Annotated in this window: 20 protein-coding genes and 1 pseudogene; 14 read left to right on the top strand and 7 right to left on the bottom strand. The window is 48.7% G+C overall.

The window, feature by feature from the left end:
• Positions 1–168 (bottom strand): annotated as a pseudogene (locus tag WG89_RS32270) (IS5/IS1182 family transposase); the annotation flags it as partial.
• An 88-nt stretch (positions 169–256) separates the two neighbouring features.
• Positions 257–1,438, bottom strand: coding sequence for a retropepsin-like aspartic protease (locus WG89_RS20405; protein WP_062269264.1), 1,182 nt, complete (start codon positions 1,436–1,438; stop codon positions 257–259).
• Positions 1,439–1,705: 267 nt separating this feature from the next.
• Between WG89_RS20405 and elbB the strand changes: the two genes are divergently transcribed.
• A complete protein-coding gene (elbB, locus tag WG89_RS20400; RefSeq protein ID WP_062269262.1) occupies positions 1,706–2,359 on the top strand; it encodes an isoprenoid biosynthesis glyoxalase ElbB in 654 nt (217 codons plus the stop codon).
• 29 nt (positions 2,360–2,388) lie between these two features.
• Here the strand turns inward: elbB and WG89_RS20395 are convergent, their stop codons facing one another.
• Positions 2,389–2,898, bottom strand: a complete 510-nt coding sequence (locus WG89_RS20395; RefSeq protein ID WP_062269261.1) for an ankyrin repeat domain-containing protein — start codon at positions 2,896–2,898, stop codon at positions 2,389–2,391.
• A 57-nt stretch (positions 2,899–2,955) separates the two neighbouring features.
• Entirely contained in the window at positions 2,956–4,458 is a 1,503-nt protein-coding gene (locus WG89_RS20390; RefSeq protein WP_172806872.1) for a catalase, read from the bottom strand.
• Between the two features lie 420 nt (positions 4,459–4,878).
• Between WG89_RS20390 and WG89_RS20385 the strand changes: the two genes are divergently transcribed.
• The 6 genes from WG89_RS20385 to WG89_RS20360 all read left to right on the top strand — a co-directional run bounded on the left by WG89_RS20385 (position 4,879) and on the right by WG89_RS20360 (position 14,037).
• On the top strand, positions 4,879–6,546 hold the full coding sequence (locus WG89_RS20385; RefSeq protein ID WP_245662948.1) for an amino acid adenylation domain-containing protein: 1,668 nt from the start codon (positions 4,879–4,881) through the stop codon (positions 6,544–6,546).
• Complete coding sequence (locus tag WG89_RS20380; RefSeq protein ID WP_062269257.1) at positions 6,546–7,862, top strand: ferredoxin reductase domain-containing protein; 1,317 nt, start codon at positions 6,546–6,548, stop codon at positions 7,860–7,862. The genes WG89_RS20385 and WG89_RS20380 overlap by 1 nt, the downstream gene beginning before the upstream one ends.
• A 151-nt stretch (positions 7,863–8,013) precedes the next feature.
• A complete protein-coding gene (locus WG89_RS20375) occupies positions 8,014–8,778 on the top strand; it encodes an enoyl-CoA hydratase (RefSeq protein ID WP_062269255.1) in 765 nt (254 codons plus the stop codon).
• Between the two features lie 123 nt (positions 8,779–8,901).
• Positions 8,902–9,630, top strand: coding sequence for a winged helix-turn-helix domain-containing protein (locus WG89_RS20370; RefSeq protein ID WP_062269272.1), 729 nt, complete (start codon positions 8,902–8,904; stop codon positions 9,628–9,630).
• 24 nt (positions 9,631–9,654) lie between these two features.
• Positions 9,655–11,127, top strand: a complete 1,473-nt coding sequence (locus tag WG89_RS20365; RefSeq protein ID WP_062269253.1) for a sensor histidine kinase — start codon at positions 9,655–9,657, stop codon at positions 11,125–11,127.
• 237 nt (positions 11,128–11,364) lie between these two features.
• Complete coding sequence (locus tag WG89_RS20360; RefSeq protein WP_062269251.1) at positions 11,365–14,037, top strand: hypothetical protein; 2,673 nt, start codon at positions 11,365–11,367, stop codon at positions 14,035–14,037.
• Positions 14,038–14,046: 9 nt separating this feature from the next.
• Here the strand turns inward: WG89_RS20360 and ftnA are convergent, their stop codons facing one another.
• Positions 14,047–14,562 (bottom strand): non-heme ferritin, encoded by a 516-nt coding sequence (gene ftnA, locus WG89_RS20355; RefSeq protein ID WP_062269249.1) that lies wholly within the window; start codon positions 14,560–14,562, stop codon positions 14,047–14,049.
• A gap of 107 nt (positions 14,563–14,669) precedes the next feature.
• Here ftnA and tenA point away from each other — a divergent pair, with 107 nt between their 5' ends.
• The gene (tenA, locus tag WG89_RS20350; protein ID WP_062269270.1) at positions 14,670–15,356 is read left to right on the top strand and encodes a thiaminase II; all 687 of its coding nucleotides are present in this window, start codon (positions 14,670–14,672) and stop codon (positions 15,354–15,356) included.
• Between the two features lie 867 nt (positions 15,357–16,223).
• Positions 16,224–17,354 carry a porin gene (locus tag WG89_RS20345; RefSeq protein ID WP_062269247.1) on the top strand — a complete coding sequence of 377 codons (1,131 nt, stop codon included), beginning with the start codon at positions 16,224–16,226 and terminating at the stop codon, positions 17,352–17,354.
• A 190-nt stretch (positions 17,355–17,544) separates the two neighbouring features.
• Here the strand turns inward: WG89_RS20345 and WG89_RS20340 are convergent, their stop codons facing one another.
• Entirely contained in the window at positions 17,545–18,075 is a 531-nt protein-coding gene (locus WG89_RS20340; protein WP_062269245.1) for a hypothetical protein, read from the bottom strand.
• Between the two features lie 247 nt (positions 18,076–18,322).
• A complete protein-coding gene (gene cyaY / locus WG89_RS20335; RefSeq protein WP_062269243.1) occupies positions 18,323–18,646 on the bottom strand; it encodes an iron donor protein CyaY in 324 nt (107 codons plus the stop codon).
• Between the two features lie 147 nt (positions 18,647–18,793).
• Between cyaY and lptM the strand changes: the two genes are divergently transcribed.
• From lptM to WG89_RS20315, 5 genes are all read left to right on the top strand, one after another.
• The gene (lptM, locus tag WG89_RS32800; RefSeq protein WP_079253950.1) at positions 18,794–18,916 is read left to right on the top strand and encodes an LPS translocon maturation chaperone LptM; all 123 of its coding nucleotides are present in this window, start codon (positions 18,794–18,796) and stop codon (positions 18,914–18,916) included.
• A 105-nt stretch (positions 18,917–19,021) separates the two neighbouring features.
• A complete protein-coding gene (lysA, locus tag WG89_RS20330) occupies positions 19,022–20,290 on the top strand; it encodes a diaminopimelate decarboxylase (protein ID WP_062269241.1) in 1,269 nt (422 codons plus the stop codon).
• A 10-nt stretch (positions 20,291–20,300) separates the two neighbouring features.
• Positions 20,301–21,131, top strand: a complete 831-nt coding sequence (gene dapF, locus WG89_RS20325) for a diaminopimelate epimerase (RefSeq protein WP_062269239.1) — start codon at positions 20,301–20,303, stop codon at positions 21,129–21,131.
• A complete protein-coding gene (locus tag WG89_RS20320) occupies positions 21,128–21,856 on the top strand; it encodes a DUF484 family protein (protein ID WP_062269237.1) in 729 nt (242 codons plus the stop codon). Before dapF ends, WG89_RS20320 begins: the two co-directional genes overlap by 4 nt.
• Positions 21,857–21,983: 127 nt before the next feature.
• Positions 21,984–23,441, top strand: coding sequence for an AlkA N-terminal domain-containing protein (locus tag WG89_RS20315; RefSeq protein ID WP_062269235.1), 1,458 nt, complete (start codon positions 21,984–21,986; stop codon positions 23,439–23,441).
• Positions 23,442–23,450 lie beyond the last annotated feature (9 nt).

The following is a 23,450-nucleotide window of genomic DNA, read 5'->3' as shown; positions in this document are numbered from 1 at the left end:
TTTTGATCCTGTGCCTCGATAAGAATTGATCAGTGGAGACAGGTCGAGCTGGTCAACAACATCCACCACAAAGCGAGCCATATGACCTTCTGGAAGATAATCCTGGATGCTGGCAGGGAAAAGGTCGGGAGTGTTTCGGTCGACCGGTTTGAACTTCCACTTATTCATAGTGCTTTGAGTGTTACTGGTACTGGAATCAGGATTTTACCTGTTTTGCTGGTTAAGTCCGACAGGCTCCTAGGGGTAACACTCGTTTTTAGCGAGGTGACAGAATCAGGTGATTACGATCCTGGTCTATCTGAAAGTGAAACTGACCCAATGCATTCATGCCCAGCAGGCCGTCTGCAAACGGGTATCCCAGGTCCAGTCCGGCCACTTCCAGATTTTTGAGAATGTACTGACCCAGATGTAATTCCTTGACCTGATACAGAGGCGCGAATGCCATGCCATTGGCGGTTTTTAATTCTGTATGTCCGACCCTATAGGCCATCTTTCTTCTCTTGAGTTCCTGCAAAAGTGTATTGGGTAGAGTGGTCAGGCTGGCACCGGTATCGATCAATAAACGGGAGTGACTTCTGTCCAGTGTCTGGGCGGTGGCAATGTAATGATGACCCTCATTCAAAAGTGGAATGGCTGAAGAAGGGATCTCTTCAGGTTCCTCAGGAATGGATGGCAACAGTTGAGCCAGCTGGCGGGAAGCCATGCGGCCAAACTCTTCATCGGTTTGCAGTAATTCCAGTTCCCGGATCGCACTGTCATGATCATCCAGAACTATGTACCCCTGAGCCAGCGCAAATCGGTAGAAGGCATAATCCGGTTCCAGATTGGCCAGTTTCTGGAAGAAGGGCAGGATTTCATGCAGTTGCTGGTTTTTTTGTTTGTTGTTGTAGAGCGTTCGGCTCAACTTGTGGATTTTGTCTGAAGACTTTTCCAGCTCATCAGGGTTGAACGAGAAAGAGCGTGCACTGATCAGTACATCAATGGATTTCTCTAACGCCTGCTGTTCTGTGTAGAGTTCAGACAGTTTATGAAGGAAGGCCAGGTCCTGGTAATAATGCTGGGTAAATCGTTCCAATGCATCGATACCATCGTCCTGGTGGTCGGACCACTCATCAATTTTCTGCAGAAATACCTTTTTCAAACGTTGGCTAAGCTCTGTGTCCTGACGCTCCTGTTGCTGATAAATCACCAGGGCATCATCGTATTTCCGTTCTTCCAGAGCACGCTCAAAATCAATGACTTCCCGGGGAGTATCGGGAAGGTTTAAGGTTGTGCTGTAGTCCTGAATAGGGAACCAGTCACGATAGTCCTGTTCATCAGAGGGTGGCCTTTCCCCTTTCCGGTTCAAAAGTTCATGCCACCACCAGCCCGTGATCAGGCCTGTGGCAAACATCATGATGGAGAGTGTGAGTAGCCTGAATACCAGCAGCTTTTTCAATCGGATTTAGACTCCATTCGAGCTTTTTTGAATCAGTCTAGCTCGACTCTAAAGGGGTAGTCGAAGTAATCTGTTTGGGTCCCTGTATTTGTCGTGAATGTTTTTCATTCATGGCTGATTGGTTTTTGGAATTCGCTGACTGTTCCTCTCTTTTGTCGGCGGACTCTTATGCTCATGATGGGGTTGCGCTGGTGGGCCTATTTGCATTTAAAACAAGAATATTCGGCCTGCTCTTCCCATCATGGCGGTATGAAATGGAGACTCGATATGAGTAAAACAGTAGCTGTCATTTTATCTGGCTCAGGCGTTTTTGACGGCAGTGAAATTCATGAAGCAGTGTTAACTTTGCTCAGCCTTGATCGTCGTGGTGCCAGTTATCAGTGTTTTGCTCCCGACATTGCCCAGCATCATGTCATCAACCATATGACCGGTGAAGAAATGGACGAGAGTCGGAATGTACTGGTCGAAGCGGCCCGTATTGCCCGGGGTGAAGTTCGTCCGGTTCGTGAACTGAAAGCGGATGAGTTTGATGCCCTGATTGTGCCCGGTGGTTTTGGTGCGGCAAAAAATTTATCGGACTTTGCTTTCAGTGGCAGTGACCTCAGGGTTCAGATTGGTGTCAGTACTGCGGCCAAGTCTTTTGCAGAAGCCGGAAAGCCGGTTGGGCTTATGTGCATTGCCCCTGCTATTGCCGGGCGTATTTTTGGTGAAGGTGTCAAGGCGACTATTGGTAATGATGCGGATACTGCCGCTGCACTGGAGCAAACCGGCGTCAAACATGTGGAATGCGCTGTGGATGATATTGTGGTGGATGACAACCACAAGCTGGTGACCACACCGGCTTATATGACTGCACAGAGCATCAGTGAAGCAGCAGAAGGTATCGACAAGCTGGTGGATCGTGTTTTGTTGATGGCTTGATGTTCAGAACATAAGCCACTGTTGCCAGTTCACAGTGGCTTCTTGTCAGTCAGTAGCTTTTCCAGGACTTTTTCCTGACCAAACACCCGGGCAAACTCTTCAGCGGTTTGTCCTGCATTGTTTTTCTGTTGCGTATCACACTCACTCTTCATCAACCGGTAAGCCATTTTCAACTCACCCCGGAAGATGGCTGCCATTAATGCGGTATTACCTCTGTTGTCCTGAAGGCAAGGGTCTGAACCCTCTGACAAGAGCAGTTGAAAAACATTGGGTTGGCCATTGTAAGTAGCGACCATCAGAGCGGTGTAACCTTTGTGATTTTTAGCATTGATTGGAAACCCGGCTTCGACAAAGGTGCTGATGACTTCTGTGTCATTAGTGCGTGCCGCTGCAAAGAAAAAATCCATCAACTGTTGTGCAGCCTGGCTTTGATCAACCATTTCAGAAGTGGGTTGTGTCTCTGCAGGTTCAGCTGCTTCTACCTGTTGATCAAAAGCTGCAAGCCCTAAAAACCATGAAAACAAGATTGCATAACGCATAGTGTCATCCTTCGAAGGATAACTGTGGCACACCCGAAGTGCGCCACAGTATTCAAGTTACCTGGACATGCTCTTGACGGTTTTCATATTTCCGTCCACAGCTTTTGCCAGTTGTTCACCAAATTCCTTATCCGCCTGATAGAAGTGGCTGAGCATGATGTACTTCACTTCTTCGTTGGTGACCCTGCCAAGATCTCCTGCCAGATTGTTAATCAGGTTTTTCCTCTCCTGCTTGCTAAAGCTTCTGTAGAGCTCACCCGCCTGAGCAAACGGCAACTGTTTACTAATGGCGCGTTGCAGGTATTCGCCTTCAACGGGTAAGGAGCTGTAGCGACCTTTGGCTTCTTCCTTTCTTGGGTCCAGTCGGCTGGGCTGATAGTTCACGTCAGATTTCTGGTTCCCCTGGTTGCCTGCACCGTCCTGATTCCAGTTGTTCACAGCCACTTTTGGTCGGTTGACGGGGATTTGTTGATGGTTTGCTCCCAGGCGATACATCTGTGTGTCGGCATAGGAGAAGACCCGGCCCTGCAGCAGTCGATCTTCAGAGGGCTCTATGCCCGGTACGATATTGGCCGGAGCAAAAGCAGATTGTTCTGTTTCCTGAAAGAAGTTATCCGGAGTCCGGTTCAAGGTCATGGTGCCCACTTTGGTTTCTTTCACATCCAACCACATCTTGGTGGCGTCCAGAGGGTTGTAGTCAAAGTCGTCTAGCTGCGAAGGCTTGAGTACTTTGATAAAGAGATCCCATTTCGGATAGTCACCTTTAGCGATGGCGTCATACATGTCGCGGGTCGCATGACTGAAATCTTTGCCCTGGACTTCCATAGCTTCTTTAGCGGTCAGGTTTTTAATGCCCTGACGGCTTTTCCATTGAAATTTCACGTAGGAAACGTCACCACCGTCATCAACCAGTTTGTAGGCATGAACGCCAAACCCATCCATTTGACGCAGGTTGGCAGGTGTTCCGAAATCAGAATAAACCCAGGTCAGCATATGGGTGGATTCAGGAACGTGGCTGAAGAAGTCAAAGAACCGGTTGGGATCCTGCTGGTTGGTGACTGGTGAAGGTTTGAGGGAGTGAACCATATCCGGGAACTTGATGGCATCGCGAATAAAGAAGACCGGAAGGTTGTTACCCACCAGATCCCAGTTACCTTCACGGGTATAAAACTTGGTCGCAAAGCCTCTCGGATCGCGCAGGGTTTCCGGAGAGCCTTTGCCGTGAATAACCGTTGAGAAGCGCACAAAAACCGGTGTGGTTTCACCTTTGTTGAAGACTGCTGCACGGGTCAGGTCGGAAATATCCCGAGTTGCTTTGAATTCACCGTAAACGCCTGTTCCCCTGGCGTGAACCACTCGCTCAGGAATTCTTTCCCGGGCAAAGCGCTGGAGTTTCTGAATAAGCTGTACATCCTGTAGCAAGACGGCGCCGTTCTCACCGGCGGTGTAAGAGTTTTGGTTGTCACCTACAACAGCGCCGTTATCTCTCGTCAGAGGGGCAGCCTGAATACTGGTGGATATGGCAAGGGCAAGTAATGTGCAACGAGCAATGGGTTTCATGGTGATTGTCTCCAACCCCGAGTGCATATTCAAAAACGAAATGCCTGAAGGGGTTATCTCTCATCGTTTTAGTGGGATCTGTCAGAACAGCTGTTTTCAGCTGCCTACGACTAAGGCTGAATTCATTGAATCAATTGGGGCACTGTGGAGACAGTTGGTTTTCTCTATCCGGATCATAGAGAAATCTAATCACTTTGAGTGTGTACTCTGGTTGTCATTCAGGGAGGAATAAAAGTATCGATTGAGGAAAAAGAGAGGTATGGCCGCGGATTTTAAAAATTAGTGAGAAGCCCGTGATAATTCTGTGAGATTTTCCTGTGATGTTTTCAGTCACCGCAATGCAGGTGAAAAGTGTTGTGAGCCCCATCAATTGGCTCCCCCTCTTTTCATCATCTTGTCATTTGACTGGAGATAAAAACAATGAGGATGGAAAGTCACAGTGATCCGGTGAACGCCCTATCGTTGAATCGGTCCCTTGAAGAAGCCGCTGAAAATCGAGGGTTCAACCGACAGGCTCTAAGAGGACTCAGTCCCGACGATCAGAAAAAATTTGAAAGCTATGGCAGGGGGCCGGATCGACAGATCCCACACCCTGCGATACATCAGGCCTTTGAATCTCAGGCTCAAAAGCATGAGAACATGATTGCTGCGCAGCATAAGCAGCAACAGATCACCTATGGCGAATTGAACCGAAAAGCCAGTTGGCTGGCCGCTGAGCTTGCAGCGATGGGTATTGGTCGAGGAGATAATGTCGGACTGTTTCTGGAGCGCTCGATTCCCATGCTGACTGGCCTGATCGGCATACTAAAGACTGGCGCCGCTTATGTCCCTCAGGATGTCAGGATTACACCTCAAACAACACTGGCTGATGTCATGGAATCGGCGGGTATCAGAGTTGTTCTGACTCTGTCGCATCTGGCTGACAACATTCCTGTTCGGGACAATCAAAAGGTACTGGCCATTGATAGTCTCGACTTCCCTCAGGAAGGCGATCGCAATTACTGGTCAGTGATGGTGCCCCGTTCAGCGGCCAGCCACCATGATAATTGTTTTATCCTTTTTACCTCGGGTACTACTGGAAAGCCTAACGGAGTTCAGGTCACTCACGGGAATGTCTGTAATATTCTGCTGACTGAGCCCGGTAATCTGGGCATAAAGCCCGGCTATAAAGTGTCGCAGCTACTGAACATTGCCTTTGACATGGCAGCCTGGGAAATACTGGGGTGTCTTGCCCAGGGTGGCACTCTGGTTATTCGGGAAAAGGATTTTACCGAAGCTGTACGACACTGTGATGTTGTTATTGCGACGCCCAGTATTCTTGCCAAAGTCGATGTCTCCCAGTGTCACAAGATCAAGACTGTAGCGGTTGCCGGTGAACCTTGCCCCAGACCCCTGGCAGAGAAATGGGCTGCAAAATGCCGGTTTATTAACAGTTGCGGCCCTACTGAAACCACCATCATCAATACCGCCCAGCATTTCCGCTCCCATTCTCTGAATCTCACCATTGGCAAACCTACGCCTAACAATACGGTTTATGTACTGGATGAGCACAAACAGCCATGCGCTATCGGTGAAGTTGGTGAAATCTGGGCTGGAGGAAAAGGTGTTTCAGCGGGATACATCAATAATCCGCTGCTGAACACAGAGCGTTATCAGCCCGATCCTTTTATGGCGGATGGCAGCTTTATGTTCAGAACCCGAGATCTGGCCCGGTGGAATGAAGATGGCGAACTTGAACACTTTGGGCGTACCGATGATCAGGTCAAGGTGAAAGGTTTTCGGGTTGAGCTGGATGCTATCTCCAACACGATGGAATCCTCGGGAGCGTGTCAGCAGGCAGTGACCCTGAAGTTGAATGATAAAGAGCTGGTGACCTTCGTCAGACCGGCCAATGCCAGCATTCAAAAATGCCTCAAAGCGGTTGAGAGCAAACTGCCTTACTACTGTCTTCCATCTTCTATCGTGGCACTCCCCGAGTTTCCTGTGACGGCACGAGGAAAAACCGATAAGCGGGCATTGCTCAGCATGATTCAGAAAAAAGACAGTTCGATAAACACCAGAACAGAAAAAGAAGGAGTCATTGCGTGATGGACACGATAGTAGATGAACCATCAGTTGAACCTAGACAGAGCCTTTTCCGAAGAGTGATCAGGCATCGCTATCTTGAGCATTACAATCGTCTGGTTTTTCTGGTGTTTTCCGTCAATGCCGCGATGCTCTGGTATGGACTGACCGAAGCAGGGTGGTGGTCACAGCAGGGCATTAATCTGTCGGCTTTATCCGACATGGTGCTGGCTAACTTTGCGGTGGCCGTTCTGGTGCGACAGCAATATGTCATTAACTTCTTCTTCTGGGTGGCTACCCGGGCTCCGGTCAGCTGGCCGCTCTGGATTCGCTGGACGCTGGCCAAGGTTTATCACTTTGGAGGTCTGCACAGTGGCAGCGCCTTTGCCGGGACACTCTGGTATGGGGCTTTTCTGGCCGGGTTGATCTATCACCAGAGTCATCAGCTCCCAGGTGTGCCTGAGGGGGTAATGGCTGTGACGGTCTCTCTGATGGCATTGCTGGTCTTCATTGTGGCCATGGCCATGCCGCCAGTGCGAAGCCGATTCCATAATCAGTTTGAATGGGTACATCGTTTTGGTGGCTGGTCTGTGCTTATTCTTTTCTGGGTACAAAGCTATATGTTTGCGGGCAGTGTTTCCGAATTGGTTCAGAGCACGTCTTTCTGGGGGCTCTGCGTTATGACCTTCAGTGTCATGCTTCCCTGGTTACGATTGAAAAAGGTCAAAATCAATATTGATTCCCCTTCTTCCCATGTTGCTCTTACCCGATTTGATCATGGTGTGACACCTTTTGCTGGATCATCCACAGCCATCAGTCGAAACCCGCTGTTGGAATGGCATTCCTTTGCCAACGTTCCGGCACCGGGCGAAGAAGGATTCAGATTGACGATTTCCAGAGCCGGAGACTGGACTGGCCAGTTTATTGATGATCAGCCTGAACATATCTGGGTCAAGGGTATGCCTACGGCGGGTGTCGCCAATATTGAAGTTCTGTTCAAGAGAGTGGTCTATATCGCTACGGGCAGTGGCATTGGCCCATGTCTGCCTCACCTGTTGGCAAAAGAAGTACCTGCCAGTCTGGTTTGGTCGACACGGACTCCCCGAAAAACCTATGGCGATGAGCTGGTGGATGAAATCCTTGAAGCCGTGCCCGATGCGCTGATCTGGGATACCAGCAGCAATGGCAAACCGGATCTGGTGAAGCTGGCTCACGAAGCGCTTCTGGCAAGCGGTGCAGAGGCGGTGATTTGTATTGCCAACCAGCCACTGACCCAGAAGGKCGTTTATGAAATGGAGTTAAGAGGTATTCCAGCCTATGGAGCCATTTGGGATTCATGAGTGAAGCCAAGCGTTAGACACTCCGTTCATCCTGAGCCTGTCGAAGGATGCTGTTGGTGCACTTCGACTGGCTCAGCGCGAATGGTACGGATCACAACGCTTGGCTGCACTATAAAGCGATCACCATTAACAATCCGGAAGGAAATAGCTTATGAGCATCATCGTTGAACATAAAAATAAAGTGGTCCTAATCAGGCTAAACCGACCTGAAGCCCTCAATGCACTGAATACAGAAACATTGAATGAGCTACTGGAAGTCATGGAGCCTCTGGATCGTGATCCTGAAGTAGGGTGCTTTGTGATTACCGGCTCTGGGAAGGCGTTTGCTGCCGGTGCCGATATCCGTGAAATGTCAGACAAGTCTTTCTCCGAGATGTTTCAGGAAGATTTTTTTGCCGGTTGGGAGCGTTTTGCCCGACTGCGTACCCCAAAAATTGCTGCCGTATCGGGTTATGCACTGGGTGGTGGCTGTGAGCTGGCCATGATGTGCGACACACTCTATGCATCAGACAATGCAAAGTTTGGTCAGCCTGAGATCAAATTGGGCGTGATCCCCGGGATTGGAGGTACCCAACGATTAACCCGGCTGGTGGGCAAAGCAAAAGCCATGGATATGATTCTGACGGGGTGCATGATTACTGCCCGGGAAGCAGAGCAGGCTGGAATGGTTGCCCGGCTTTTCAATGCTGAAGATCTGATAAAAGAGACGATCAAAGCTGCAGAGGCTATTGCTCAATTCAGCAAACCTGCGGTGATGGTCGCTCGTGAAGCGGTTGATCAGGCTCTGGAGCTGACTCTGAATGAGGGGCTGCTATACGAGCGCCGCGTATTTCATTCTCTGTTTGCGACCCAGGATCAGAAAGAAGGTATGGCAGCTTTTCTGGAAAAAAGGCAGCCGGATTTCAAGGGAATGTAATCCAGTTGTCATGATTTGACAAAGGAAGCCTGCACCTATCACAGTTTTCCTGGTGCAGGCTTCACTCCTTTCCTTTTCTGCGATACAACCAACAGAATGTTCCATTCTGGGTCAGATCAAGCCATGGAAAACAAACGTATCCTGATTGTGGAAGATGAACAGGAGATCGGCGATCTGGTGTCGCTGCATCTGGGAGACCTGGGGGCTCAGGTTACCCATGTGAATGATGGTAATAAGGGCTTGGCAGCGGCCGTTTCTGGAAAGTGGGATCTTCTGATTCTTGATATCCAGCTGCCAGGTGCCAGTGGTCTGGATATATGCCGGCATTTGCGAAGGCAGAATCAGGTGATCCCCATTCTGTTATTAACCTCACGTTCTACTGAACTCGATCGCGTACTCGGGTTGGAAGTGGGTGCTGATGATTACATTTCCAAACCGTTCAGCATGATGGAGTTGATTGCCCGGGTAAAAGCCATTTTTCGCCGGGTTGCTGTCATGACGGATCATCAGAGTTCTGAAGAGGTTATTCAGATAAGAGATCTGGAGATCATGGAAACCCGACGGCTGGTGAAGTTGTCTGGCAGGGCCGTCGAGCTAACTGCCAGGGAGTTCAATCTCCTGATGCATTTTGTTCGACATCCGGGTCGGGTATTCAGCCGAACTGAATTATTGGATCAGGTGTGGGGCTATAACCATGAGGGTTATGAACACACGGTCAACTCTCACATCAATCGTTTGCGCAGTAAGCTCGAACTGGATCCACGACATCCGGAGTATATTATTACCTGCTGGGGAGTGGGTTATAAGCTGCAGGACAGTCCAATCATCTGTACTCAAAAAACGGCTGTTTAGAAAGCATCTGTCAGGAATAGGGAAATGCTGAATACATTGAACAGGAAACTGTCGCTGGCATTGCTGATTATTGTGTCCGGTGTGGGTTTGGCGGCATTGGTTATCGGTCAGTGGGGAATGCGGCTCTACTATGAAGAGCTGACCCAGAAGCTCAATCAGAGCATTGCCATGTACGTGACCAGTGAGCATGAACTGATTGAAGATGATGTCGGCAGTGAGCGAGCCATCAGGATGCTGGCGCATCAGGCCATGATCATTAATCCGGCAGTGGAAGTGTATTTGCTGGACCCTCAGGGCAAAGTATTAACTCACACTCTTGAAGAAGGCGAGCTGGTTCGAGATCGAATCGATCTGGAGCCTGTAAAAAGATTCCTTTCAGGTGATGAGCGTTATCCCATTCGAGCCAACGATCCCCGGCACAGTAATATTGACAAGATTTTTTCAGCTTCCGAAATTCGTGATGCTCACGGGCTTAGAGGGTACTTTTATGTCGTACTGGGTGGCAGGCTTTACGACAATATCAGCGACCGTATTGCCTGGAGCCATATCAGTAAACAGATGTTCTGGTCATTGCTGATCATTGTTGCCAGCAGTGCTCTGGTGGGTTTATTAATTTTCCGGTTGCTGAGCCGACCACTGACTGAGCTTAGTTGTGATATGTCGGAGTTTGCCCAGACAGAGTTGGGTTCTGAGAATCTGTTTTCTCAGGCAGAAGGCCAGAAAACCGATGAGGTGGGTCGGCTGTCTGCGGTTTTTCAGGCAATGTCTGAACGGATCAAAGCCCAGCTGGAGCAACTCAGGGCCACAGACCGACTCAGGCGGGAGCTGGTTTCCAATGTTTCTCATGATCTCAGAACGCCTCTGGCCACTATGCAGGGCTATGTGGAAACCCTGATTATCAAGGATGAGCATCTGGCGGCCAATCAGCGTCTTGAATATTTGAGGCTGGCCGAAAAAGGCTGTCATCGTTTATCCCGGTTAATCTCGGATTTGTTTGAACTTTCAAAGCTGGAGTCGGGCAGTAAACAGCCTGATTTCGAACACTTTCTGCTGGCCGAATTAATGTATGACACGGTTCAGAGCTTCAGACTGACCTTGAAGGAACGAGGCATTTCCCTTTCCATTGAATGTAATGAAAGCCAGACTCAGGTGTTTGCCGATATCGGTATGATCCAGAGGGTATTCGATAATCTTCTGAAGAATGCCATTACCCACACTCCGGAGGATGGCTCGATTCTGATTCGTCTTAACCCCTCTGCGAAAGGGGTTAATGTAACGGTTGAGGATACGGGCAGGGGGATTGACGAGAACGACCTGCCAAGAATCTTTAATCGTTTTTATCAGGCTTCACTGACTGCAGAGCATCGAAGCAAACCCGGAGGGATCGGTCTGGGGCTGGCTATCGTCAAAAGGATACTGGAGTTGCATGGCAGTCATATAGAAGTGACCAGTCGATTGAAGAAAGGGACTTGTTTTCGGTTTACCTTGCCTGTCTAGCCCGCATATTGCATGAAGTATCGAGCTTCTCGCTCTGCTATTTTGTCGACAAAATGCTGTCAGGGTGGGAAAAGAGCTAGCGAGAAGCCGACGAGCGTCCAAATAACAGTTTGTATTATACCCTTCTCATCTATATCCCTTGATGGGCATGGGTGTGAAGGCTTTTTAGAGCAACTTTATGCAATATGCGGGCTAGGAATCTAACCTTATTAGATGGATCCCGGATGAGCCCAGAACATGGACCGTTTTGATGCAGGGGCGAAAGGAAAGCCTCCCTTCCCACCTGAAAAGACTGAACCCCATAAAGCCCTGAAAAAAGATGAAGGGGCTTCTCAAGCCTGCAAGCCGAAAATCCCCAAGCTACCCGAAAGTGTTGAAAAGAGTGTGCCTGGTGATAAGTCGGTTGATGATCGCAGTGTCAATGAATTGCCAGAGGTCCTGACCAATATTGAATGGTTTGAATTTTCTGCAGAGCTTGATCCGAGGGAGTTGAACCTTCGCAGGACGAAGTATTACTGCGACATAAAAAATCTGGAAGCTACTGCTGCAGTCTACGACGCAATGGAGCAGCAAGAGAAAAGAAAGGGGAAAAAGAAGAAAGGCAAACCAAAAGATGTACTCCAGAGAATAGATCTTCCAGATAGCATGAGAGCCAACCGTTGCAGTTTACTTTATGAGTTCGGACGTGACCTGACTCACTTGGGTCAGCTTGAGGAAGCTCAGACTGTACTTTATCAAGCTTTAAAGGATGTCGACGTCTCACCTGAACTGGCTTCAGATATTGCTTACGCCCTGTTTATGAATTACAGCCTGGCGGGTGATTGCAGTAATGCCTTAACCCAGCTGCAGCTGAGTATCCGGCATGGTAATCGTCATGCTTTATGGGAAGTGGCTTTGATCAGGCTGGGGCTGGTTGAAGAATATCGGGTGTTTGCGGATCCGGAGAAGGCGCTTTTGGCTTTAGATGATCTGGTCAAACATATCAGCAAACTGAAAGAGAGGAAGCATCCGGAAGGTTATCTTTATAGTGACACCGCTGATACCGCTTATATGGTGGAAAGTATCTGGGACGCTTTTCGCCTTGTGCTGGCGTGCGCTAGAAGTCGTGAGGAAATGGAAAAGCGGCTTCATAAGGTCTTGAGAGTGGCAAAAAGCGATCAGACCGAGAGCGATCTCCAGGAATTGCTGGAACTGTTCAGAGGGCTGGCGACTTCCATCGGTAGTCAACAAATGGCGCCTCTGGTTAATTTTTATTTTCAGTTCGGGGAAGCAACCGTTGAGAAATTGTGGAAGTTCTGGACTGAAAAAGATGAAGTGGTTGAGTTGGTGGATTCTGACACCAGGGGCTCGAAGCTCGCTCGTTTAAAGAGCCTGCTTTCTTCCGAGTTCTCTCCAGAAGAGCTGAGAATATTAATGCCTGAAGGATCAAGTGAAAGTCTGGTCGAAGCGCTGGATAATTTCATCAATCGAAACGTCTACGATTTTTGGGATTTGTTGCAGATAGCCGTACTGGCTGAAGACTCTCTGTCTCAGCCTGCCTCCAGATTGGAGTTAAGTCTTGAAAAGTTGGTTTTTCAGGCTCATAACTCTCCAGAGTGTGATCATAGATTATCTGCCATGAGTGTGTCGGCTTCTCCTGTATTGTGGGCGAGGGATTGTCTCAGGTCGCTGAAGGGGATGGATCTGGCTCTTGATCTGAAAGCTGCTGTTGTCAGGGCTGAATGTCTGAGAAGACAGAATCCTGGAATGGGGTTGTTTTTGAAAGGGCTTTGCTATGTTCATCCTGCCAGCAATTCATACGCGAAAGCTCTTCCCCTGATTGATGAAGCTGCTCTGGATCATAGTAATCCCGTTGCCATGATCTGGATGGGCGATGCCATATGTCTAAGAGACTCCAAATCCGATCCTTCTAAAGCCAATTTCCAAAAAGCACTCAAATATTACTTGCATGCGGGTCGTTTTGGCTCGGCGACAGGTTATATCAGGGCCGCCGATTTGCTGCTTAGACAAGGAAGAAAAGACTTTCGCCTTTACGAGTATTGTTCCGCGTATTTCGAGAGAGCTTTGGAACTGATGAAAGATCAGGGCGATTTTGAGGAAGTACGCTATTGTCAGGCAATGGCAGAATTGTGCCACGAGACTTATTTATTGGAAAAGGAAAGGCAAACTGAAGTTAATGTGAGCTCTGATAAAGGCAGTGGCAGCACTGAAGAAGGCGGTTCAGACGGCCAATCACACGAGAAGGATGAAAGCAAACCCAGTGAAAAGCAGGTCTTGGATACACCAGGGCCAAAGGCAGAGAAAGATGAAAGAGTGGGGGCTTCCAAAGCGGCCAAGCCGGCGAAAAAGCCTATGGCCGCCAATGAGTTCTGGAAACAATTGAATGAGATAGATACTTTGATCTCGGATGAGCAGTATTACGAGGGGATGGAGGCTCTGAAAAAACTGCAGAAAAAAAAGCTGTCACCCCTGCACTCGGCGTATCTTCTGCAAAAGAAGGCCTGGTTGTGTCTGAATCAAGTGAAAAACCGTTTTCCGGATCCCCAGGAGAGAGCGCTTTTGATCGAAAAGGGTTTAAGTTATTCCACTGAGGGCATCAACAGGCTGACAGGGTTAAATCTGAATAAAGACAATCTGGGGCAATTAAAGCTTTCAGCGGGCGATGTCCCTGTTGAGCATACAAGATGTTTAGGGTCTTTGGTCAGCACGGTTTGTAAATTATCAAATCTGAATGCTGATTTTGGCACAGCCAGAAAACTGATGGCGCCTGGTGGTGGGAAGTTGTTTCGGGTTGCTGATGCAGTGAATCCAGAACGCCTGAACAAGCGACTGAAAGGACAGCAGTATACACAGAGCAAGCTTCAGGTAGTGGACGAAGAAACTTTCAAAGCCATGCAAGCCGCTCTGTGAAAGGTCTTTTTATACGGCTGTGACAGGAGGCATGGACGCGACCAGTTTCGATACTTCCTGATCGATGAAATAAAGCCCCTTGCCTTCAAAGCCAATCATATCGATTTTATCCAGAATGCCCTTGAACAGTTTTTCTTCTTCATGTTGTTCAGACACATACCACTGGAGAAAATTAAACGTAGAATAATCTTTCTCTGTAAAAGCAGTGTGAGCCAGTTCATTGATGCAACGGGTGACTTCGCACTCATGTTCATAAGTACGTTGGAAGATCTCTCTCACTGACTCATACTGGTGTGGCGGTGCAGCAATCGCACCGATGATAGCCATAGCTCCTGTTTCGTTGACGTAATTGAACAGCTTCTGCATATGCTCCATTTCTTCCTGGGCATGGCGGCGTAAAAACTCATTGCAGCCATCCAAGCCTTGCTCTTCACACCAGGAGGCCATTTGCAGGTAAAGGTTGGAGGAATAAAACTCAAGATTGATCTGATCATTGAGTTTGTCGACCATGGTTTGAGTCAGCATGTGTGTAACCTGTTCGTTCAAAAAAACGAATTATAACGGCTTGGTGCTCTACTTGAACAATCAGGGTATGCTTTCGCTTTCTCCCATCGCAGTTAGTGGACAGAGCCATGACCACCCCTTTCGATAATCCCGATACGCTTTACTTCAAGATGAAAACGGCCTGTGCAGAGGATTGGCATGACTATTGTCATCACGAATTTGTTCAGGGCATTGCCGACGGCACTTTGCCACTGGAAAGCTTCAAGCATTATCTGCAGCAGGATTATCTGTTTCTGATTCATTTTTCCCGAGCCTATGCACTTGCGGTATACAAGTCAGAAACCCTTGAAGAGATGCGATCTGCTTCCAATTCCGTAGCGGGTATTCTCTCCGAGATGAATCTGCATCTGGAATATTGCGCCGAGTGGGGGTTGAGTGAGCAGGATGTTGTGAATCAGCCGGAAGCCAGAGCAAATATGGCTTATACCCGCTATGTGCTTGAGCGAGGAATGGCGGGTGATGTTCTGGATCTGCAAACTGCGTTGTCTCCCTGTGCTGTCGGCTATGCAGAAATAGGCCTGAGATTGATCAATGATCCGGCTACCAAAAGGGACGGCAATCCTTATTGGAAATGGATCGAGACCTATGGCGGTGAAGAGTTTGTCAGCGGTGCTATCAAACAGGTTGAAGCTATAGATCAGTTGGCGGCCAGTCGTTTTTCTGAAGGTCGAATGGATTCACTCTGTCGCACGTTCAGGGAAGCAACCCGTCTGGAAGTGGGTTTCTGGGATATGGGATTGAATAGAACTTATTGATGCTAATGGTCAGGTTGGGTTTGAAAGGACTTTTCCTGACCCGGCTGCAGAGCCAGTCAGATTGAAGCAAGGCTTGGTCTGTTAGGATTTGTCTCGAAATAACTTCCCGATTTACACACGGATTCCGTTCACCCTGAGCTTGTCGAAGGGTTGTGGTATTGAGCTTCGACAGGCTCAGCCCGAACGGGTTTTGAGAGGGTTTCAATAAGTGAGTTAATTTCAGGCGAGTTCTTAAGTAAGCACCTGGGTGCTCTTCTTTAATGATGTTTTTTGATTAAAAGCTTCACTTATAAGAATAAATATTCCAGCTCTAGTGGCTTCCTCTTATCTTTCTTTTTCTCAGGCATGCTGTTGTTGTTTGTACTTATGAGCCTGCAGTTCCTGCTTTTGCCTGAATATACATCCAAAGAGTTTTCATTCAGGTCTGTTGTTTAGCAGGGTATATCGCCCCCCTATTTTGATAATAATATAAACGTCGTCGTTTAAATTTGATCCGTATGGACCCTTATTGGCTGAAAATTTTCGGCTTCTTTAGCTTGCTTTTACTGAGTTTTTAAAAAATTTACTTAATGTATTGTGTTAAATATTTATGACAAAAATTCGTATTGAAGAGTTCAATAGGTAAATGTATTTCTTCGATGGGTGTCTGGGTAGGTGTTGTTCGATCTTTTTGTAGGTGTATATCGAGAGCAATTCCAGTTATGGGATGAGCGTATCACTTTTAGTGATATGACGATCGTCCCATAACTTATAAAAATCCGCATATAACTGCTCGATCACAGAATCATTTTTAATAGTTCTTGATCACATATTAAAAGCAGAAAAGATCTACACCACACAACACATTGAGTCAGGAGTCTAGTGACCATGCAGAAGAAACTGCTTGCCACTGTAGTAGCATCCCTCGTTGCCGGTCAGGCAATGGCCCTGGAAGTTTATAACGACGACGTTAACAGCCTGGAAATCGGCGGTAAGATCGGCGTTAAAACCGTTAAGAGCAACGGTGCTGACGCTGAAATGAAAGACGCCAGCCCGCGTATCAACTTCAAATACGCTCACAAGTTCGCTAGCGGCTGGACTGGTTCCGCTGTAGCTGAATGGGGCTTCTACGCTGTTGATGGCGACCAGGACGACCAGTTCTTCAACCGTCTGGGCAACGTTGGCCTGAGCCACGACACCTACGGTGCGTTCACTGCTGGTAAAGCATGGGCCGTAACTTATGACGTATCCGGCTGGACTGACACCTTCGCTATCGGCGGTGGTTCTGCTATGGGTATCTACAGCGGCCGTGATGGTCTGGCTACCGATGCTGACGCTTCTCACGGCAGTGGTGACACCGACGGCACTGCACGTGCTGACGACGTAATCCAGTACCGCAACAGTTTTGGCGGTCTGAACGTTGGTATCCAGTACCAGCTGAAAGGCACCGGTGGCAAGACTCTGGACGACAAGTCCGGAACTCGTGACTCCAGCTACGGTGTTGCTGTGAGCTACGACCTGCCAATGGGTCTGTCTCTGGGTGCTACCTACAACGAAGCCAAGTACGCTAACGAAGCAGGTGTTACTCCAGTAACTGTTCCTACTAACTCTCCAGACTACAGCGGTTCTGACAAGTCTACCTCTGCTACTGTTGGTGCCAAGTTCGAAAACGAAGCTCTGTACCTGGCAGCTACCTACGGTCAGTTCGAAAACAAGACTGCTGTAGTTAAAGGTCAGCTGGACAAAGAATCTACCGGTATCGAACTGTACGGTAAGCTGGCCCTGCCTCAGGTTGTTGACGGTTTCTACCTGCAGTCTGGTTTCAACCAGCTGTCTGCTGACGACACCTACACTGGTGAGAAGACTGACGCTCAGTTCACTGACTACATGGTTGGTGCCATCTATGAAACTGGCCCAATGCAGTTCGCTTTCGAATACACCCGTGGCGAGAAAGTCGCTGCTGATGGCAAGAAAAATCTGGACGACACCTACGCTGTACAGGCTATCTACTACTTCTAGTAGACAGCTGTCAGTTTGACAGTATGTGGTATCTGGGAAGGCTTATTCTGCCTTTCCAGACTCTGTCAAAAAAAGGCGAAACTCTTATCGGGGGTTCGCCTTTTTTTATTGTGAAAATTTTTTCATCCCCCGAGGGTGACGAAAAATGTTTCTTTCGCTCTTGGCTGATTTATTGTGAAAATATTGTTCATCAAGGGATACTGAGCTGCACTCTGTTATAAAGTGATGTGCACCCTTTGAGCACGCAGTGATAATTGGCTTCTACAAAAAAAGCTGCAATCAAAAGCAGTACGCCTGCGATGATTACTACGCCTCCCGCAGTTGCAGGAATGTCTATGGTTGTTCCAGGTTGTTCAGTGGGAGCTTCAGGTGTTACAGGTGATTCTGAGGGTTGATCCGGCATTGACATCATTCCTGAGCCAGATTCTGCAACAGCTTGCCGGGTTTTCAGGCAATGCTCCTGGAGTGGAACCACTGCATGGAGATAGCACAGTCCCTTGCTCTTGAATATCCAGCGGCTGGGCCCCCGGTTTGTATTGATGAATTTATCTGCAACTTCTTTTATCTCCTGATGTTCCGAGAAAGCCGGTGCGAAGGAGCTAGTCAGTAAAATAGCGCCATCAGGAGCCAGGTACTCGCAGAATATCTGGTCGTTTTCCTGTTTCAATTCAAGTCCGTGGATCGATTCAGTCACTTTGCAGACGTAATGGTAAAAAGGCATGCTTTTACTTTTTCCTGGAGCAGACCTCTTTTCCAATAGTGTGCTGATATCTTCTACTAGGGTCTCGGATGGCAAAGGTTGAAGAGGTAGTGGGCCGGAGAAGGCAAGCTGGGTACTGCTCAGGAATAGAACAAGATAAATACATCGCACAGAGTTGTCCTGCTGCAAACATGGATTGATCCGTTTAATTTAGGATACAAACATTTTGCTTTCCGGAAAGTAGGGAAGCAGACTGCTTCCCTTGTGCTTAAAGAGCCAGTTCTACAGATTCACCGTACTGCTCACTCAGGCATCGGTTCAAAGCCTGCATAAACTCTTCGCCGTTGCTGTCAGCAATCCACTGTTCTTTCCCGGCGTCATAATCGAAATGAAAGCCACCGCTCTTGGCGGCCAGCCATAGTTGCAGAACAGGAGTCTGGCGACTGAGGATGACTTTGGTTCCATCTTCGCAGGTCAGGGTCAGAATACCTGCAGCCGTTTCAAAATCAATATCCAGCTCTGCATCTTCTATTGCGTCTTCAATGGCGACCATCAGGTCGTCCAGCAGGTCATGGTACTGGCTTTCGTTCATTTCGGTATCCGTCAGTTGGGGCTATCGCCGCTGTTTGATGCAGATTATACTCAGCTGTTGATCATTGCCGAAACCGTCATGGCTGGAAGTAGCTGTTTTGTTGTTCCGGTAGTGAATGATTATCCACTGTAAATCAAGGAGCCTTTCATGAGAGCCCTTTTTGCCCTCATGTTCACCACTCTTCTGCTTGCCGGGTGCGGTCAGAAGGGAGATTTGTATCTTCCAACGGATGGTGAAGCAAAGCAGTTGACTCATAGCGAGTCAGAATAATCAGTCCCGGAGAGCGAAAGATGCCCATAGCGCGAATGCCTATAGCTTAGAAAAGCGCATAAGGACGCTCTCCAGAAATTTAAAGATAGAGAGTAAGACAGTCTGATGGATTGGTTTCCCAGTCGTGATGGTGAGCTTTACGCTGAACAGGTTCCCGTCACTCGTATTGCCGAACAGTTTGGTACCCCTGCCTACATCTATTCCCGTAAAGGGTTTGAAGAAGGCTTTAAAGCCTATAAACAGGCACTGGAGGGGTGGCCGCACCTGATTTGTTATGCCGTTAAGGCTAACAGTAATCTGGCTGTTCTGAACGTTCTGGCAAAACTGGGAGCTGGCTTTGACATTGTGTCAGTTGGTGAGCTGGAGCGTGTTATTGCTGCCGGTGGAGATGCTTCAAAAGTGGTCTTCTCCGGTGTTGGCAAGCAGCGCCATGAAATCAGAAGAGCCCTGGAGCTGAATATCCACTGCTTCAATATTGAATCGGAAGTGGAGCTTGAGCGAATTCAGCAGGAAGCCCAGGCCATGGGGAAAGTGGCTGCGGTTTCTGTTCGGGTGAATCCAGACGTGGATGCCCAGACTCATCCCTATATTTCCACAGGTCTGAAAGACAACAAGTTTGGTATCGATATCAAGGCGGCGCCAGCGGTTTACCAGAGAGCTGCTGAACTACCCAATATTGAAATCGTTGGGGTGGACTGCCATATCGGTTCCCAGCTGACGACCAAAGAACCTTTTATAGATGCGCTGGATCGCCTGCTGCTATTGGTGGATGAGCTCCGTGAACTGGGAATCATCCTGAAGCATATCGATATCGGTGGTGGGCTGGGCATTTCCTATGAAGAGCATGAAAAGCCACCCACACCTACCGAATATCTGGGGCAGGTAAGAGAACATCTGGCTGCCAATGAGCACCATAAGCATCTGGAAATTGTTGTGGAGCCCGGGCGTTCCATTGCTGCACAAGCCGGTATGCTGGTGACTCAGGTTGAGCTGATCAAACAGTCTGACCATAAAGCTTTCACAGTGGTCGATGCTGCTATGAACGATCTGCTGCGCCCTTCTATTTACAGTTCCTGGCATGGTATTGAACCGGTAGTGGCCGATAGCCAAAAAGAAGAGCTACTGTGTGATGTGGTTGGGCCCATCTGCGAGACCGGTGATTTTCTGGGTAAAGACAGAAAGCTTAAAATAGCGGAAGGTGATTTGCTGGCAGTGCGCTCTGCTGGAGCCTATGGTTTTGGCATGAGTTCCAACTATAACTCCCGGAGTCGTCCTGCTGAAATCATGGTGGATGGTGATCAGGTTCACCTGGTACGACGCAGGGAGAAGCTGACTGACCAATGGGCTGACGAAATGCTGCTGCCAGAAGGATAAGAACTGCGCTATGTTGTTGCACTTTACAAAAATGCATGGGCTGGGCAACGACTTTATGGTTGTTGATATGGTGACCCAGTCAGTACGCATCACCCCAGAAAAGATTCGCAGTCTGTCCGACCGGAATTTTGGCATCGGGTTTGATCAGCTGCTGGTGGTTGAACCGCCTACAGACCCGGACATGGATTTCCGCTATCGAATTTTTAATGCCGATGGCAGTGAAGTTGAGCAATGTGGCAATGGCGCCCGCTGTTTTGCCCGTTTTGTCCGTGATAAAAAGCTGATTGGGTGTGACCATATCCGGGTTCAGACAGCCGGTGGCAATATTGAGCTGAACATTGAAGAAAACGGTGATGTCACCGTGGATATGGGGGTGCCCAGGCTTGAGCCGGCGCAGATTCCATTCAAGGCTCAAGGCACTCAGACCACTTATGATCTCGATGTTGAGGGCGAGAAACTGGCCATAGGCGCCGTTTCCATGGGTAATCCTCATGCTGTCTGGCAGGTAGACGATATTAACCGGGCACCGGTTGAATCTCTGGGGCCAAAAGTGGAAGGGCACAGTCGTTTTCCCAAACGTTGCAATGCAGGCTTTATGCAGGTTCTGGATGCCGGAGAGATCAATCTCCGGGTTTATGAACGGGGTGTTGGTGAAACACTGGCCTGCGGTTCCGGTGCCTGCGCTGCTGTGGTAGCTGGGCGTTTACAGGGCTTGTTAGATGAAGAGGTTCGAGTCAACCTGCCCGGTGGAAGCCTCATGATTCGTTGGCCGGGAGAAGGCCACTCAGTTATGATGTCAGGAAGTGCCACCCGAGTATTCGAAGGACAAACACGGATATGACCGATTCGGCCACCAGTGAAAAGCCAGCATCTACTGAAGAGCAGCCTGCTTCTCTATCAGCAGAGCAGGTTGTCGAGTATCTTAAAGCTCACCCTGATTTTTTTATGAATCAGGATGAATTGCTGCTGGATCTCAAAATTCCTCATGAGCGAGGCGTAGCGATTTCTCTGGTGGAGCGTCAACTGCAGTTGCTCCGTGAGCATAATCTGGAGCTGCGACGCAGACTCGGAAAACTGGTGGATGTTGCCCGGGATAATGATCGCTTGTTTGAACAGACCCGTAAGCTGGTGCTGGGTCTTCTCGAAAGTCAGGATCTTGAGCAGGCAACAGAAACGTTGAAAGACGGTTTGGAACAGGATTTTGAAATCGATTTTCATTCCCTGATCCTCTTTACCCGTCAACCTGCCAACCTCACCATTCGTGAAGAAGACCCTGATACGGCTGATGAAATCCTGGGTGAATTGCTGTCCGGTTTTCGAGACAAACAATCATCCGGTCAGAAAGTCATTTGTGGTCGTATGAAATCCCGCGAGCTGGAGTTTCTGTTCCCTGATAATCACGGTGAAATAGGCTCAGTAGCCTTGGCACCGTTGAACTTCCCGAATAACGTTGGAGTCCTTGCTTTGGGCAGTCGGGACGAAAACCACTTCCGGGCATCAATGGGCAGCCTGTTTATTGGCTATCTCAGCGATGTGACCAGCCGGGTGATGAGTCGCCTTATCTGACTTTCCTGAATTAGCAGGTGGTTATACCGCCTGCGCCTCTATCTGAAAATGTACCGTTATATTCCCTTCTGGCTTTCAGGTCCGATTCTTGCCAGTTTCGGTCGTCCAATTCCAGTATATTCTGCTCATGGATAAGCAATTCTCAAGAAATTATCAGGCTCTGAAAAGCCATGATCGTCGCTTTGATGGCCGGTTGTTTGTGGGTGTCAGCAGCACTGGTATCTATTGTCGGCCCGTTTGTCCGGCGCGATTACCCAAACAGGAAAACTGTCAGTTTTTTTCCAACGCAGCCGCTGCTGAACATTCTGGCTTTCGTCCCTGCAAGCGTTGCAGACCAGAGTTAGCTCCCGGATTCTCATGCGTCGATATGCCGGGCTCTTTATTGAGTGAAGCCTGTCGCCTGATCAGTTGTGGTTTTCTGGATCATTCCACTGTCGAGCAGTTATCAGAAAGACTGGGTGTCAGCAGCCGACATTTACGTCGCCTATTTCAGGACAGTATGGGGATTTCACCCAATGACTTTGCTTTGAATCGCCGGTTGTTACAGGCCGTTCAACTGATTACGGATACCCATCTGCCGCTTTCAGAAATTGCTTTGCAGAGTGGTTTTAAAAGCCTTCGCAGCTTTAATCATCTTTTCCAACAAAAATACCAGCAATCACCCGGTTCATGGAGAAAGTCTGTCAAAAATTCAGACCAGAAAACGATCAGCTTCAAGCTGGGTTACCGTCCACCCTATGACTGGCAGGCGATGCTGAGGTTTTTATCCAATAGAATGATTCCCGGCGTTGAGCAGATTGAGGATGGAGAGTATCGGCGGACAGCCCGGATGGAAAGCGCGTCTGGTGAGCCTATCACTGGCTGGATTGTGGTGAGTCATCTGGAAGATAGTTTTCAATTACAAATTCAGTTGAGTGGATCACTGGCTTCAGTGATGAGTGATGTTCTAGCCCGAGTTCGCAGACTGTTTGATCTCGATTGTGATCCTGAAGCCATTAATGACCAATTGGGGAGTCTGGTGGAGAACCCGGGATTACGTCTGCCGGGTGCTTTTGATGGCTTTGAAATGTGTGTCCGGGCAGTGCTGGGTCAACAGATCACAGTAAAAGCGGCTCATACATTGGCTACCCGGCTGGCCACTGCTTTTGGTCAGGCAATAGAAACGCCATTTTCTGAACTCTCAGTGACTTTTCCCTCACCAGCGACTGTTGCTTCACTTCGACAAGAACAATTAGGGGAACTAGGGGTTGTTCGGCAACGATGCAAGGCTATCTTTGCCATCGCAAACGCAATCAGCCAAAAAGAGATAGAGCTTTCAGCCTTGTCAGATATTCCTGATACTCTGGAAAAGCTTCAAGCTTTGCCGGGAATCGGTCCCTGGACGGCTCAATACATTGCCATGAGAGCATTAAGCTGGCCCGATGCTTTTCCCGACTCTGACCTTGGCATTATCAAAGCCGTTGGCAGCAAGAAGCGCAAAGAGATTCTTGAACTCTCCCAGAAGTGGAGTCCATGGCGAGCTTATGCCGTCATGCACCTCTGGCACAGACCTGCTGATCGGCCACCTCTGTTATCTGACACTTGATGAAAATGG

It is taken from the genome of Endozoicomonas arenosclerae (assembly GCF_001562015.1).
Classification (GTDB): domain Bacteria; phylum Pseudomonadota; class Gammaproteobacteria; order Pseudomonadales; family Endozoicomonadaceae; genus Endozoicomonas_A; species Endozoicomonas_A arenosclerae.
The sequence above is the reverse complement of the archived record's forward strand: the minus strand, read 5'-3'. Positions and strand labels throughout refer to the sequence as shown.